Origin of the sequence: Brevundimonas sp. (assembly GCF_018608325.1) — a bacterium.
In the GTDB taxonomy this organism is placed as follows: Bacteria; Pseudomonadota; Alphaproteobacteria; order Caulobacterales; family Caulobacteraceae; genus Brevundimonas.
In genome coordinates this window covers 1-15100 of the sequence record NZ_JABAZW010000162.1, presented here as the reverse complement: position 1 = coordinate 15100, position 15100 = coordinate 1, and the positions used below count along the sequence as shown (strand labels likewise).

Genomic DNA, 15100 nt, shown 5'->3' with positions numbered 1-15100 from the left:
GGAGGCCGCCGAGCCGCTTGGATGATGTCTAGTTCGGCGCCCAGGCCGCGAGATCCGCCGACAGTCGCGTGGATCGGTCGACGAGAAGGGCCGACAGACGCGGGATCATGGCATGGTTCAGGCCGGTTGCGACGAGATCGGCGGCGACAAAGGGTGCCTCGCCTACGATTTGATCGGCCATCGTCTGGGCGCGAGCGATCAGCGAGGCGGGGTCCTGTCGGATTTCGACCGCCATCTTGGCGACCTGACGCGGACCGATGTCGCGAAGATAGTATTCGCCGCCGAGCTTCATCGCGAGCTTGAGCCGCTGATACTGAAGACCTTCATACGGCAAGGCGCTCGAGACGTCATAGAGCGGAGCCAATCGCACCTGTCCCTCCTCCGCGATGAGCAAAGAGTAGTTCTTGGCGTGAGCGTCTGTACCGCCGATGATCCAGTTAAAAAGTATGGCTTGAATGAAGGTGTCCACGTCCTCGCCGGGTTCGCTCGATTGGTCGCGGATCAGAGTGACGCAGCGCCGCACGTCCGGGCCTCGTTCGGCCTGATACTTCCGCGTAGGCGGAACGCCGAGGGCCTGGCAGATGTCCTCCTGGTGGATACGAAGTAGTCGTCCGTCGACCGCCTGCCGATCATAGCGCTCCACAACGATGGCGATCTCTTCGCCGAAACGTCTAACCTCCGACCAGGCCACAGGCAGGCCCAGACGCGCTGCCAGACGGAGGCAGAAATGTTCGTTTTCCGCGTGACCGTCAAAGGCGCCAGAGGGCGGTTTAAGGATATGACTCGTGGGGTTGCGGCCTGACGGCACGCCCCATCGTCCGTCACGCTGCAGCAAGGCCGTCTTCGGCTGGGCTCCGGCAAGGCTGAACTGCCCGTGGTCTCGTCGATCACGCCAGGCAGCGTGATCCTGTCGAAGCGTTTGAAGCCGGTCTTCGATTTGTTCGTCGTCCAGCCATTGGACGTCATCCTCGTCGCCCTGCGTCAGCGCTTCTGCTCGCTCGGGCGTCACGAACTGAACCGCGCCGGCGCAGTCTTCCCCAACAGCTCCGATCAGAGCGAACGGATTGCGGGCCGAGACATGAAACTGGCGAGCCCATCGATCGAGAACCTGTTCATTGTCAGGCAGCAGTCCCCAGATGAACGCGTTAATCGCGGCGTGGGGGTGGTCCGGCGATGCGAGCGGCATGGATAGAGAGACCGGATATGCAGCCGGATCGTCACGCCACGCGGAATCGTAGTGGAGCGAGAGCTTCTGGCCGTTTCTCCGCACTTCGCCGACTTGACGCCCATTCAGTAGCAGGATGAGGACATGCTCCGTCATCGACGGCGCGCCGCGTTGATGAGCGCGTTGAGGTCAGTACGCGGGGCTGGCGGGACAGCGGGTGTCGATTGCCCCGACGAGGTGGACAGGGGCATGTCCAGAGCCTTTAGGGTCTGCAGAACGAGACCAAGTTCCAACGTGGACTTGCCGTTTTCCAAAGCGCTGATCCACTGCCGGGAAACGCCAACGCGAACCGCCAGAGCAGCTTGGTCTTCACCAAGCGCTTTGCGACGCGCTTTGACGGCTGCGCCCAATTCCATCGCCGAACGAATAATCATGGCCAATCCGCGTGTATCTGACAAAGCATCATGTCAGCGTACGGCGACAAATTCAATTGTCAGCGTACGACGACACGGACAAATGTCGCCTTACGCTGACACGGATGCCGAAGCTTCTGGATTGATGGCCACAAAACCAGCCAAGCGTCGACCGGTCCTTCCAGTCGCAGCCGATGGCAGTTGATCACACGGTGCCAATGTGGGGAGCCGGACTGCGGTCACCGGCAATGGGCCCGCAATAGCCGCGTCTGACTCGTTAGCGACTTTGGGAATGTCTGCTTCAGGGCCAGAGCTATAGCGGATCACGGCTATCGGCGGGACCTCAAGGCTTCCGCTCTGGCAGCGCCGCGCCCGGAAACCCAGGCGTTACAGCATGCGGGCAAAGCGTACTTGCTGGGCTACGGCACGACATCTGAATCCACGATGCGCCGCCAGAGAACCTTGACAACCGAAGAAATGTTGCTATTTTGTTCTATAGCTCGACGAGCTTGTTGGACGCGGAGGCGGTCGTGATGTGTATTGCGCCTTTCCCGCGAAGCGCTGTATCTGAGCGTGAAATGCGGACCCATACCTTCATCGATCTGTTCGCTGGCTGCGGTGGCTTGTCCCTCGGCTTGTCGATGGCTGGCCTGAAGGGGAGGTTCGCCGTTGAGCGCGACCCGATGGCGTTCTCGACCTTCCAGTCGAACTTGTCAGGCGATGAGTGCGAGCAGGTCCACCAGTTCGATTGGCCAGAATGGCTGCCCAAGCAGGCGTGGGACATCGAGCAGCTTCTTGTGCGCCATCGCGGGGAGCTAGAGTCGCTAAGAGGAGAGGTCGATGTCCTCACCGGTGGCCCGCCCTGCCAAGGTTTTAGCTTCGCCGGCCGGCGAAAGGCGGATGACCCCCGGAACCTTCTGTTCGAGAAATACGTGGAGGTGGTCAAGGCCATCCAGCCCCGGATCATTCTGCTAGAGAACGTCCCTGGCATGCGCGTCGTCCACAGGGCGAAGGAGGCGCGCGCCGAAGGCGGGATGCCGCCGGCGGCTTTGCGCGACTCCTACTACGACAAGCTTGTCGAGCTCCTACGCGCGGCGAACTACAGCGTCGATGCCAGGCTCCTTGACGCAGCTACGTTCGGGGTCCCGCAACGGCGTACCCGATTGATCGTCGTGGGCGTCCGGAACGACTGCGCGGCCGTCCTGCAAGGGGGAATGAGCCGCGTGTTCGAGGCGATCGGGACTCATCGCGAGATGCAGCTTGCAGACTTGAACTTGAATGAGAGGATATCTGCGAGCGACGCGCTCTCCGACTTGGAAACAGCCGGCGCGAGCATGTTCACCTATCGCGACACGGCTGCCCGTGGGACGTTCAGCGAGCTCCGCTACGCGGGACCAAGCACCGATTACCAGCACGCCATGCGCAAGCCCTTTCCCCCGCCGCAGATGAACAGCATGCGCCTGGCGCGGCACTCCCAGGAGATCTCCGCCCGCTTCGGCCAGATCATTGCCGAATGCACGCAAGGTGTCCGGTTGAACACCAATGACCGAGCCCGGTTCGGCCTGAGGAAGAACCGGATCGTGCCCATACATCCGGACGAGCCCGCGCCGACCATCACCACGCTCCCCGAGGACCTACTGCACTACTCTGAACCTCGCATTTTGACCGTCCGTGAGTGCGCCCGGCTGCAGTCTTTCCCTGACTGGTTCCAGTTCCAAGGCAAGTACACGACCGGGGGGGTCCTGCGGACCAAGGAGTGCCCCCGCTACACTCAGGTCGGCAATGCCGTTCCGCCATTGATGGCCCGGGGGCTAGGCAAGGCTCTGGATTGCCTTCTGGTGGAGATCGAGGAAGCCCTCGAGCTGAATGCAAGGATCGACGAAGTAGCGGTCGCTTAGCGCCCCTGAACGCCAGCATCCCGGCGCATGCGGGAGGGGTCTATCTCCGCTGCCAGCTTCCGGGCCGCTGCCTCTGCCTTTAGCGGGGATGTGACGTCACATTCCCAGACGGTGAGGACACGCCAACCGGCATCTCGCAGGCGCGCCTCCACCTCGGCGTCCCTCGTCGTATTCCGAGCAAATTTAGCCAGCCAGAACGACGTGTTCGACTTGGGAGTGGCTGCGACCTTGCATCCCTTGTGACGATGCCAGAAGCAGCCATGGACGAACACGACCGTGCGGTAGCGTGGAAACACGAGGTCAGGCTTTCCCGGCAATGCGCCGTGGAGCCGATACCTGAACCCCAGGCCGTGGAGAGCCTTGCGCAGGCGTAGCTCTGGCTTGGTGTCGCGCCCCTTGATCCGGGACATCCGGACGGATCGCTCTGCAGGGGTCAGGAAGTCGGCCAGGGAGCACTCCAATCAGGTTGACGTAACGTCCGTGGGCTGCCCACGATCCGTGCCTCAGTCCAAGTCGCTTGCAGGCCTTAAGCTGCGTTGCACCTAAAATCGCGCAGTGGTAGCGGTCGTCCAGCATGGGGAAGGGCAAGGCGTCTTGGCAAATCAATCCGGTGGCCTAGTCAGCCCCCAGCCTGACGCGGCCAGGCTCACGACCTTCGGAACGAATGGGCGCGACGCAGGACGAGCCGCCGGAGTCTCGAACAAGGGTGCTGGATACGCTGCAGCCCTGGGGTGCTGGCCTGCATTGGGGAAGAGGGCATGAGCGACATCGATATCATCGATTGGCTCCGGGAGCGGGCCTTCGGCGGCCGCGAGGCGGTGGCGGTCCCGAGGGGCACCGCCCTCGGAGGGCCCAGGGGGCCTTTCCCCGCCGGTGTTCAGGACCTCGTGGATTTCCTGGCCGATAGCCATTCCGCAGCAGAGGCGCTTGGAGCCGAGCAATGGGGCTTCCTCGTGGGCGCGCCTGGCAATGGGAAGTCCGAGGCCATGCGCTCACTGGCAAACCGCCTGGGGATAGCTCCTCCTGCAGCTGGCGAAACGGCGCCGCGAACCCTCGATGGGGAGACAACCGCTGGTGCGAGTGTCGTACTCATCAACGACGCTTCTATCCCCAGGCCGCAGGTCGACGGGGCCGGGTCGCTTGCGCTGGACCTATCCGAGGCGCTTGCCGAAGTGGGCAATGGTGGCCGGTTGCTGCTTTTTGCCAACGTCAACCGCGGGATACTGGTGGAGGAACGCAACAAGGCTCGCAAAGATGACGAGGGCGGCGAGGTCACCGAGCTGCTCGAGTGGCTGAACGAGGCCGCGGCCGGGAATGGAGCGGACGATCCTGCGACAAGCTACTATGCTCGTCGCCGCGTCGAGACGGCGGGGAGACCTGTGGTACTGCACGTCCTAAGCCTCGATGCCCTCTCGCTCTTCGAGCCCCAGCCCGCCATTGGGTCGTCCCGGGTTTCCCTGGACTTTTCAATGGCCGACGACCCTGCCGTGGCACCGTACCAGCCGGTCGGCGGGCTCCATGTCAGCAAGCGCAGCCGACAGTCCGCAGCGGCGTCGGTCTTGACCAAGGACGTCGCGGACCCGGCACGTTGGAACGGCCAGGGTTGCGGCGGATGCGTGGCGAGCCCCCTGTGCCCGTTCAAGGCCAATGCGGCCTGGCTTGGCGACGAGGACCTCCGGGATGGCTTCCTCGATATCATGCGCTCCTCAGAGGTGGCGGCTGGCCGTCGCATGACGTACCGCGACCTTTTGGCAACATTGGCCACGGCGATCATTGGACCGAACGAGGAGGCATGGGACGCCGGGGTGCACCCGTGCGACTGGGCGGGCGAACTCGCCGCTAGCGGCACCGACGCTGCCATCGGCGCACTGGCCCGCCACCGGATCTACGCAGCGATGTTCCCGCCGCCTGACCCTCCCTCCTGGCGGCGACTTGGAAAAGGCGCGATCCGAGGTGGAAGCCTCTACCATGCGGTCCTCGCCGACTTCGGGCCTGCCCGTGCGGGCGAGCGTCCGGGTCAGTTCGCCTTGGCGCTTCGCACTCTGGACCCGGCGGCGAGCGTTGACGAGTGGGACGGCCTCAGGGCCGCGACCCTGGACGCGGCAGAGGCCATGCACGTCCAGCAGCCACTCGCCACCCTGGCCCCGATGCTGCCGGCGGCCGCCACATGCGAGCTGGACCACAGGCTTGATCAGGTGGTCCTCGAACACCTCCAGGGGGAGGCGGAGGGATCGACCGCCGGGCAGCTGCGATCGCCACAGGTCCGCAAATGGCGATCGATGACGTTGCTCCGGCAGGTAGGGTTGGCGGGGGGGTGGATTGCTGACTTCGAGGCCGTCGACGCATGGCTTGTCGCTCAGGAAGGCACGCTCTCCCGGGGAGCCGCCGGTGACCTCCTCTCGGGCTTGCGGCGCATGCTCGTCCCTGAAAGCGGGACGCTGTACCTAGCTCCGTTCAGGCCAAGGACCCGTTCGTTCGAAACCAGCCTGCCAGCCCGGACCGTGCTCATATCCCGCCAGACGAGCGAGCTCTCGGTGGAGCTCAGGGCGTCCCGCGATAGCTTGCAGTTCTTCCTGCGCCTCTCGGGCGGCGGCCAGGGCGAGGGGCTGCTTGTGCCCGTCGACTTGGACCTCACCCGGGAGGCGCTGGTCGTGACACGTTCCAGGCAAGGCTTCACGGACTTGCCTGATCAGGCCATCGCGCGGGTCGAGCGCGTCCTGGCGTCGCTGATCGCACGCAAGCGCCAGACGGGCCAACCCCATGTGACCGACGCCGAAGGCCGGCTGTTCCGCATACGTGGCGGCTGGGGAGCCCACACCTTGGGCGTGGAGCGTAGATGATGAACCCGACGCTCAAGGCGCTGCTGGCATTGCCGCGTCCCGAATATGCAAAGCAGACCGAGTTGGTGCTCGTCGATCTCCTCTGGCGTTCCAAGGGCACCACGCTAGGCCAGGCCGAGGCCGTATCAGGCCTGGCGGCTACTCGAGAGCAAGGGAGGGCCACCAAGCGGCTCGTGCTCGAGAAACTGCCGCCGAAGTCCAACAATATCGTGACGGAAACTTCAGGATGGGTCCGGGAGGCCGCGAGGGACGGGATCTTCGCCGATCCTGCGGACGCCGACCTGTTCAGCGACGCGGTCGTGAACTCGATTGCAGCACCTCGCTCCCAGCGCGACCAATCCAAGACGTGCGCGCCGGTGCACCGAGGGAGCGTCCCCCTGCAGACGCTGAATGGCGCGGTGAACAAGAATGCCCCGCCGAACCTGGCGCGCGCGGTCGACGTCATGGCGCAGCTAGGAGGCGCTCCAGACGAAGGGGCAGCAGGCGCAAGCCTAGCTGAGGCGCTCGATAGCCCCGGTGGTGACATGGTTTCTCACTTCTTCGAGCATGTGGCGCCCGCCGTCTGGAGACGCGAAGGCAATGTGAACCTGCCGGAGTGGCCCGCTTCCCTGGCCTCTCTCGCACCTCCGGGGCCGGGCGACCCCTTCTTCACCGGCCTTTGCCTCGAAGGGCCCCAGGGTTGGTTCTGGGATCGCTGGCAACAGCTGTTAGACCCATCGACGGGGTGGCGCGAGGCGCTTCCAGACCGCAGGTTCATCGACTGGGCGACATGCCTCGCCCGCACTGGCCTTGCCTTGACTTACCTCTGGGAGGCCGCCGTATTCCGGTCGCTCAGGGAGCTTTGCTTCGGCGACGAGGGGGCCTGGGACCAGTTTGTCTCCATGTTCGACAAGCCAGCGCTGCTCGTGGTGGCGCCGAGGTCCACCCCTCCGTCTGAGAAGGACCTGACCGCCTTGCTGGGGAATGGGCTGGGCGATGGGTATTACGCCAGGGCGGCACTCGATGAGGCGACACGCGACCAGCCCAGTCGTGAGACGGAGCTCGACCTTGCGTCCGACGGCGAGGAAGCCCGAAAGTTCCTAGCGTCCCTGAACCTGACGGCCGGCGAGGCGTACCGGGATCCGAGGACCGCCCCCAAGACGCTGAAGGAGTTCGTCCGTTACCTTATGCTAGCGCGCGTCGCTAGCGACGCGACTGCAGACGAGGCTGACCTGTACTACCTCGCCCGGACGGACCAGAAGCGCCGGCGAGTCTGGGCCGAGCCTGGACCGGAGTGGATGGTCGTCGTCGCGTCGCTGGCGGCAGGCGGACCTGGGAAGCAGTGCACCCTACAGGAAGTGATGGTCGACCTTGCCCGGATGGGCATCTCGATCGAGCGGGCGACACTCGTCGACCTTCTCGAGGGAGCAGGGTTGACGCAGGACAGTCCCGATGCCGACGAGGCCATCGTGATCAGCTCGGGATTCTAGGATGAGCCAAGGTGTTCTCGGTCGCGCGTTGGCGCGCTTGCTTGCCGGTGCTCGTGGTCGCCAGTACGTCCAGCTTCCCAAGGAGCTCGAGGCCGAGGCGCGGGCGCTCGCGGCAGCCGCCAACGACGGGCACGTCGAGATAAAGGCCGTCCTGGTCGTCCGGAACCCGGCACCTGGCGATCCCCCTTGGATAATACCGTCTAGCCAACTGATTGCGTGGCGGACCGACGCGGACCGGATCTTCGTGTTCCTCGGCGGCGTGGTGGAGCCTGACAGTTCCTTCGCGACGTCGGCGACCCCCTTCTTGACCGATGCATTCCCGGGGACGGGTGGCGGCTCATGTTCTCCGGAGCAGCTCGCCACGGCGACCATGGAGGTCGCGCTAGCCCAGGCTGGCCTAGACCAAGCCGTGTTGGAGAAGTTCGCGCTGGCGGGGCGCTGGACCATCGAGCTCCTGAAGCGGGTGCTCGCCGATGGGGCGGGGGCGCTCGACAAGTTCGGCGCGAGGCTGCTCCGTGCGTGGTCGGCAATGGCGTCGGACCTCGATGATGCGGTCCGGCTCGCGGCGGCGAGTGCCCCGCCGACCCCTGTCGACGCGCGTGACGCGCTTTCCGTTTTCCGCCTGGCTGGCTTGCCAGCACCGTTCATCGACGAGCCGTGGCCGGAGCTCGATGAATCCGCCAGGGATATCGACTTGCTGGGCGGCGCCTGGCTGCGATTCATCGATGAGCACGTCCGGATCAACGAGATAAACGCAGTCCTCGAGAAGCTCCGGGACAGCTCGGCCATCCAAGGCGACGCCAGGTGGACCGGCCTTCCCTGGGCCGAGGCCATGCTGAGGGCGCAGCGATTCTCCGCGACGGCTCCGGAGATCGGCAGGCTGCTGTTTGGCCGCGACGCTGGCAAACTTGTCCCCGGTGGTCCTCGTCGTAGGGGGGACAGCTGGGATGCCGTCTCGGCCCAGGAACTCCTTGCGGCCATGAATGCGCTCGACCAAGGCGGTCCGAGGATTGGCACCGTCCCGGATGGCCGTTTCCTCCAACTGGACGCTCAGGTCCAGGGAGCGCCCCTGCTGCTGGATGTCCGCGAAGCAAACCCGGAGACAAGGGGCGGCGCCAAGTCGACGGTCATCTCCCTGGAAGACTCCGGGATTCGCATCGGCGGCATGGGCAGCGTGCAGGTCGAGGAGGACCTCGTCCCAGAGGGAGGGGCTCTGGCCGTATCGGCAACGGTGAAATTCAGCCCGTCGGCGGGGCTGGTGGCCGGAGAGGTGTCCTTGTCTACGACGGCCGGCGAGCTCGAACTCCGGTTCCCGCTCGACCTGACGATCAAGCACCAGGACGGCCGTGTTGCCAAATGGGCGGCCAAGCGAAAGCTCGTCGTGACCCTCGAGGTCCAAGACAACATCGGCGGGACGCTGCAAGCCGTTCGCAAGGTAACCTTGGGCACCGTCGTCGTCGTGCCCTCGCCGTACTGGCCGACCGTCGTGGCGGTGCTCCCGAAGGCGACCGGGGACGCATCGGTCGCCGTCTCGCCGGCGGCATCGGTGGAGTTCGTGGCGCAGGATGGCGGCTGGCTATCGCCAGCCACGAGTCCGGAACTCGAGCTCGATGCGCCAGCAAACGCCCTGATCGCCGCCTATGACGGCCGCTGGGATCCCGGCACGGGGACGTGGTTCCCTCCTGGGACGTTCGATTACTCGGGCCTCGCGACCGGCATGAGCCTAGGCGGGATCGACTATGCCGCTAACGCCCGCTTGCTCGACCAGGCCACGCTGCAGCTCGGCGAGGACGACCCGATCGATGTCACCGTGGTTCGCATAGAGAGCGATGTCGCGCTCCCGACAAACGCGCTCCGGCGACGTGACCGAACGGTCCCTCTCCACGAGCCTCGTCCCGAGGCCCGGAACACGCCATTCGGCCGCTTCCAAGGCAGCGTCGCGGCCCTGGTCGGCGCATCGCGCCCGGACGAGCTCCAGCCTAGCCTCTTCCAACTCGTCGTCCCGTCGGGGACGGGCGAACTCCCGAGGGACCTTGCCTACCAGCGTCGGCCAACGGCCCTGCAGGGGGCCGAGGGCCCGTGGACGGGGCTGGGGGATGGACCGTCCGAGGCGCTGGCCGGGACGAGTGCGTGGGCCAACTTCATCGCCGCCGCCAGGGCGGTCGCCCGCCGGGGCCTCGAGAACGGCGTGCCGGACTGGTTGTCGTCGATGGATCTGTCCACGGTGGGCGCCAATGCCTTGCGCCACTACATTGAGGCTCACCGGGACCTCATGGCCGCCGCGACTACGGAGACGGACAAGTTCTGGGCGCGATATCCGTTCTCCGTCTTCCTCGTGGACGGAAACCCCGGTCCGGAGCGCGGAAGCCTTCAGGCCGTGTTCCTGTCGCCCCTCCACCCAGCGCGGGTCGCCTGGCTGTTCAGCGCACAGGTCCACGCCGAGAGCCTCGAAGGGGCGTCCAGGTTGCTCGGGCTTGCCGACGGCTGGAACATCCCGGCCTTCGGTGAGGCCCCCGGACCTGGCGGGATGACCGAGACGTTCGTGGCCGTCCCGCTCGATCCAGGCGTCGATGGCGACAACGTCGCATGGAGCGCCCTGGTCAAGACCGCCGGCAGCGGGTTGGTCCGGCCACAGCTCACAGCGGCCGGTACGCGACTGCCATGGGGCGGACGCACGGGCTTGAACGAGCGTGTCGTCGCTCAGGCTCTCGACGATTACGTCGCGGCCCATCCTCATGCCTCTTCCCTGCAAGTGGAGTTGCGCGCCGCAGTCGAGGCCCCGCGATCGGCGGAAGTCGACAGGGCTGTAATATCCTGGGTCGACCGGAAGGGGGCCGGGATCGGCGGCGTGATCCGCGTGATCGATTCCGCGAAGCGTCAGGGCCGTGCTCCAGGACGGGATGACCTTCCTGATCGATCCGACAGGCAAGCCGCAGGGCGCTTCACCTGGCAAGTCCGCGGCGAGGGCGATCCGCTCCCGGGGCATGTGGACATTGCCTTTGTGGAGAACACCGCTCCCTTCACGCGCCTCATTCCGGGGGAGGCCACGGCGCCGAACCCCGCGCTTCCCCTGCGCCGCTTCACGACCGCGGTTGACGATCAGGTCGCGTACGTCGACTACCAGCACGGAGCCAGGAAGCCCGACATACTTGGCCTTGGAGAGCTTCTCGCGATGCTTGAGCCGGTAGGCGCGACAATGCGAGTCGTCACTACGATGGACTCACTACAGGCCAGCGATGCCGTGCGGTGGGAGGTGATCGGCGACATCAACCTGGAACCGGCCCAGATGGCCCGGCTGGCGAGATCCGCGCCCGGACCCAAGCAGCTCTGGGAGTGGCGGCCGGGCTGGATGTCGGCAAGGGAGGTAGAGGCGGTGCGTGGCGCCCACTACGTGCTCGCGCGCGCGCCACAGTCCTTGGTCGCCGGCCTCAGGGCCAACCTTGGCCTCTCGTCCGGACAAGCCGATGAACTGCTCGGCGAGCTGGGCTCGCGGGGCATTGGCCTCGGGACCCTGCGACGCCCGGGATCCACGCAGGAAGGCGAGGCCGCAGGCCTGTTTCTGGCCGGCCGCCTCCTGACGGGGTTCAAGGATTGCCAGCTGCCGCCGAAATGGCTTGGCGAAGGGCGATTTGCCGGGCTCATCCCCCTCGACCCCATCCACGGCATAGTCGACGCCCTCGGCGAGACGCCGGCCGGCAAGTCCCGGGCCGACCTCGCCCTCGTTGTCGTCGACTGCACCGGGTCCGGCGGCACCCGGATTAAGGTAACGCCCATCGAGTGCAAGCATCGGGGTGGGCTCGAGCGTGACGGGCTGCCGCCGAGTGGAGCAGACAAAAAGGCGGCGGCTGGCCAAGTGAAGGCTTCGGCGACCGCACTGGGATCGTTCGTGGATGCAGTGGCGTCGGCGAGCGGGGAGCGGGCGCTGCTGCAGGCATCGGCAAGGCTTCAAGTGTTCGCGACCCTCGTGGACCTCGCGATGAAGTTCGGGCCGGACGAACCGACGCCAGCCCAGCGTTCCGCCATAGTGCAGGATGTCGTTGACGGATTGTTCTCCCTCGAGATCGGCGACGGCGTCGCCATCTGGTCGCTCAAGCAAGAGGACGTGGGACAGCGAGGCGTGGTGGCGACCAACCTCGATGATGGCGTCGGCCATGTGCAGTTCATCCCGGCGGCAGCGCCGGCCCTTGCATGGACGGGCCACGAGCCAGCAGAAGCCTTGCGTCAGGACCGACTGGCCTTTGATGCGTTCTGCGCCAAGCATTTCCTGCCATTGACCTGCGACGTCACCTTGCTCGATGTCCCTGGGCTCCTGCGCAGCGCATTGCTGGGCGTCGCCCCCGGCGACGAGCCAAGTCGTCCTGGGGATTCAGACGGTCCTGACGAGGCACCCGGCGGGTCAGTCGAGCCCGGCCGCCCCGACCCAGCAAGCGATGACAACGCTGAAAGCCCGCCAGTTCCCGGCGACGGCGGCCCGACGGAGCCCACCGGACAACCCGCGAGCGCGACGCCGGGCGCCGAGGTCGATTCCGTCGCGCCGGCGGGTAGCGACCCAGGTCCGTCGCCACGGTCCGCCCCGGAGGACGACCGAGATGCACCCCTAGCCCCGAGCGATGCCGGATCGACGACGGGCGATACCGACGAGCTGCACGCCGCAGCGGACTTGTTCCTCGGCGCAGAGACCGCCACCCGCTTCACGGTCGTCGGCAAGCTCTCGAATACGGGGCAGGTGGTCGCGTTGGACCTCGACCATCCAAAAGCGATCGGCGTGTTCGGCTACATGGGGTCGGGCAAAAGCTACCTGCTGGGCGCTCTGATGGAAGGCGCCGCCATGCCCATCCCCGCCCTCAGTACGATGCGCTCACCGCTCGCCGTTGTCGTGTTCAACTATCGGCGCAACGCCGCCGATCGCTTCGAGCTATCCTCGCTCGTGCGACCCAATCGCGACGCCGGCGACGTGGAGCGACTGCACGGGGAATACTCCGCGGCACCCCAGCCCATCGCGGGCCTGGACGTCCTCTGCATGCCCGGCGAGCTCGCCGGCCGACGGGTGGAGTACGAGGGGGCGGTCGCCCGGGAGCTCTACTTCGATCCCCAGGCGCTCGACGTGGAGGACTGGGAGCTCTTGATGGGAGAGCCCGGCAGCGACGCGGTCTTCGCCCGCGTGATCCGCGCCACGCTGCAGGACTTGCGCCGCCAGGGCGGCATAACCGTCGAAGGCGTCCGGGAGCAGCTCGGGGAGAAGCTCCCTCGCGGGAGCATGTCGGCCGCCGAGATCCGACTGGAGGCCGTTGAACGCATCGTCTCGTCATCGCATGGCGTCGATTTCGGCGAGATCCTGCGGCCTGGCAGAGTCCTGGCGATCGATCTCCGGCAGCCGATGTTCAACCGCGAGGATGCGATGAAGCTCATCCTCGTCTGCGCCAACCAGATCGCTAAGCAGAGGACGGCATTCAACAAGCTCGTCGTCTTTGATGAGGCCCACGAGTACATGACCGAGGCATTCGGCGACCGCTTCGACGCCCGCATCCGGTACATGCGGCACGAGGGCAGCTCATACGTGTTCGCCACGCAGGACGTGGGCTCGATCCCCACGAGCATCCGCCGCCACCTCGGGACAAACTTCGTCTTCAGCCTCGAGACACGGGACAACATAACGGACCTACTCAAGGCGGCCCCTGAGTTCTCCAACCTGCAGCTGCAGCACCTGCCGCCGGGGTCTTGCTATGCCGTGTCCAGCCGGTCGACCGGCAACGTCTTCCGGTCGCCCCGCCTGCTTTCGGTGAGGCCGCGCGCGACCGCGCATGGGGGGCAGAGCCGGATATTCGACGGGGATGCCTAGGAACTACGCCTATGAGCCCCGGCCGGCCTACGGACGAGGCCGGCCGAAGCACAAGTGGAACAAGCCCTATGCCTCCCTCGAGGCCCATCGGGGAGGGGAGGTCGAGGGCATGTGCCCGTCGAACATCCCGGCCGAAACCGTGCTCGAGCTGCTCAACAACGGTGTCGAGCACTTCGTCGGGGGCAGCAGCGAGCATCCGAAGAACATCTTCAATGTCCACGAGGGCGTGCCCTACAAGGCCCATGTGACCCGGTACGGCAGGTCCTACCATGCCTTCCCATGCCGGAAGCGCGACATCCCCCCGCGCATCTGGCGACCCCTGCTCGCCCTCGCGGCGCAGAGAAATTGCAAGCATGAGCTGGAAAAATGGTTCAATGATCATTCCTAGATGGAAGTGATCACCGCGCAGTTTGACTGGACCCACGAGCAGTCCGACGACGCCAACGAGGCGACGCTCGGCCGGCTGCGGCTATTCGTGGACGACCGCCAGGCCTGGGGGATGAGCGTCGGTGTCGATTGGATCTGGCGAGACCTTCTCGTGGGCCTTGCCGAGAACTGGGAGAGGCTCCTCTACGAGGATTGGATCGGCACGCCGGGAGATGCCCCCATCGAGACGCGGATCGAGGCCTTCGAGCAAGGCTTATCCGACAGGGCGCGCACGGGAGAGATCGACGAGGATGGCCTCGTCGAGATGCAAGAAGCTCGCTTCGTCTGGGAGGAGGCGCACGACCTTGCCCGCTACCTTCCGGGCCTCACGGTGCCGAGCCTCCGCATCTGGTCCACGCCACAAGGCGTGATGATCCAAGCGCCGCATGGCGAGGCCGCCTTTGATCGTGCCGCCGTCGATGCGGCGCTTTCCCGCCTTGGCGACGAGATCTCTGGCCGACTGGTCGCGCAAGGCTTCCCAGCAGACGAGGCCGTCGTGGAGTGGAACGCCCGCCGGCCCAGGGCTTCCGACGCGCTCGCCTCAAGTGCGACAGGCTTTAGCGCGAGTATCCTGGCTCATGCCCGGGGTGCTCTTCCAGAAGTGATCGCGTGGGGTGACGACGATGGGCTGATGGCCGAGACGTCTTGGCTGCCATGACTATGGCAGCGGGCCGCTCGCCAGGATGCTTGCCGTAGTCGAGGCACCGGCTCCTCCCTCAAGCAGGTGGGACAGCTTCTTGAAGGCCCTCATCGAGGGCGTGGCAAGCAACCAGGAGGCTGGGGAAGCCGCCGTTGACGACTTTGTGGTCGGGCTGGCGAGGGGGCTCGCAGGACTAGCCCACGCTGACCTGCTTCAGCCCACCGTGATGGCCTATCGGCTTGGGATCGAACTCGTGGAGGTTGACCTCGAGGATCCGGCCCTTGCTGGGCTCGTTGTCCACGGGGCCGACCATGCACCGGTCATTGCCCTCAATGCCCGTGCGTGCGGCCCGGGGAACGAGGCCGATCGTAGGCTGGCGTTCGCCAGCGGCTTGTCATGGCTAGCTGGCG

Annotated in this window: 10 protein-coding genes; 7 read left to right on the top strand and 3 right to left on the bottom strand. The window is 65.8% G+C overall.

The genetic code is table 11. The annotated features are described in order from the left end of the window. Positions 1–28 precede the first annotated feature (28 nt). Together QZ281_RS16355 and QZ281_RS16350 are read right to left on the bottom strand one after the other, a co-directional pair. Complete coding sequence (locus QZ281_RS16355) at positions 29–1321, bottom strand: type II toxin-antitoxin system HipA family toxin (protein WP_292230205.1); 1293 nt, start codon at positions 1319–1321, stop codon at positions 29–31. Continuing rightward, complete coding sequence (locus tag QZ281_RS16350) at positions 1318–1599, bottom strand: helix-turn-helix domain-containing protein (protein ID WP_292230203.1); 282 nt, start codon at positions 1597–1599, stop codon at positions 1318–1320. Before QZ281_RS16350 ends, QZ281_RS16355 begins: the two co-directional genes overlap by 4 nt. A gap of 557 nt (positions 1600–2156) precedes the next feature. Here QZ281_RS16350 and QZ281_RS16345 point away from each other — a divergent pair. Further along, entirely contained in the window at positions 2157–3476 is a 1320-nt protein-coding gene (locus tag QZ281_RS16345; RefSeq protein ID WP_292230201.1) for a DNA cytosine methyltransferase, read from the top strand. Here QZ281_RS16345 and vsr read toward each other — a convergent pair. Then, complete coding sequence (gene vsr, locus QZ281_RS16340) at positions 3473–3937, bottom strand: DNA mismatch endonuclease Vsr (protein WP_363298128.1); 465 nt, start codon at positions 3935–3937, stop codon at positions 3473–3475. The genes QZ281_RS16345 and vsr overlap by 4 nt on opposite strands. Positions 3938–4234: 297 nt before the next feature. On the opposite strand from vsr, the gene QZ281_RS16335 reads away from it, so the two are divergent. The 6 genes from QZ281_RS16335 to QZ281_RS16310 form a co-directional block, all read left to right on the top strand. Continuing rightward, positions 4235–6316, top strand: a complete 2082-nt coding sequence (locus tag QZ281_RS16335; RefSeq protein WP_292230200.1) for a hypothetical protein — start codon at positions 4235–4237, stop codon at positions 6314–6316. Further along, positions 6316–7785 (top strand): hypothetical protein, encoded by a 1470-nt coding sequence (locus QZ281_RS16330; protein WP_292230198.1) that lies wholly within the window; start codon positions 6316–6318, stop codon positions 7783–7785. Before QZ281_RS16335 ends, QZ281_RS16330 begins: the two co-directional genes overlap by 1 nt. Before the next feature lies 1 nt (position 7786). Beyond that, positions 7787–13624 carry a hypothetical protein gene (locus tag QZ281_RS16325; RefSeq protein ID WP_292230194.1) on the top strand — a complete coding sequence of 1946 codons (5838 nt, stop codon included), beginning with the start codon at positions 7787–7789 and terminating at the stop codon, positions 13622–13624. Positions 13625–13733: 109 nt separating this feature from the next. Next, positions 13734–14012: a hypothetical protein gene (locus QZ281_RS16320; protein WP_292230192.1), complete on the top strand. Its 279-nt coding sequence runs from the start codon at positions 13734–13736 to the stop codon at positions 14010–14012. Continuing rightward, positions 14013–14708 (top strand): hypothetical protein, encoded by a 696-nt coding sequence (locus QZ281_RS16315; RefSeq protein ID WP_292230190.1) that lies wholly within the window; start codon positions 14013–14015, stop codon positions 14706–14708. It abuts the gene before it with no gap. 79 nt (positions 14709–14787) lie between these two features. Then, positions 14788–15100: hypothetical protein (locus QZ281_RS16310; protein ID WP_292230188.1), on the top strand; the 313-nt coding region annotated here is incomplete at its 3' end.

Bases quoted from the DNA above. Each gene is read 5' to 3' on its own strand.
- QZ281_RS16355 (WP_292230205.1), bottom strand. From the start codon at position 1,321: ATGACGGAGCATGTCCTCATCCTGCTACTGAATGGGCGTCAAGTCGGC.
- QZ281_RS16350 (WP_292230203.1), bottom strand. From the start codon at position 1,599: ATGATTATTCGTTCGGCGATGGAATTGGGCGCAGCCGTCAAAGCGCGT.
- QZ281_RS16345 (WP_292230201.1), top strand. From the start codon at position 2,157: ATGCGGACCCATACCTTCATCGATCTGTTCGCTGGCTGCGGTGGCTTG.
- QZ281_RS16335 (WP_292230200.1), top strand. From the start codon at position 4,235: ATGAGCGACATCGATATCATCGATTGGCTCCGGGAGCGGGCCTTCGGC.
- QZ281_RS16330 (WP_292230198.1), top strand. From the start codon at position 6,316: ATGAACCCGACGCTCAAGGCGCTGCTGGCATTGCCGCGTCCCGAATAT.
- QZ281_RS16325 (WP_292230194.1), top strand. From the start codon at position 7,787: ATGAGCCAAGGTGTTCTCGGTCGCGCGTTGGCGCGCTTGCTTGCCGGT.
- QZ281_RS16320 (WP_292230192.1), top strand. From the start codon at position 13,734: ATGTGCCCGTCGAACATCCCGGCCGAAACCGTGCTCGAGCTGCTCAAC.
- QZ281_RS16315 (WP_292230190.1), top strand. From the start codon at position 14,013: ATGGAAGTGATCACCGCGCAGTTTGACTGGACCCACGAGCAGTCCGAC.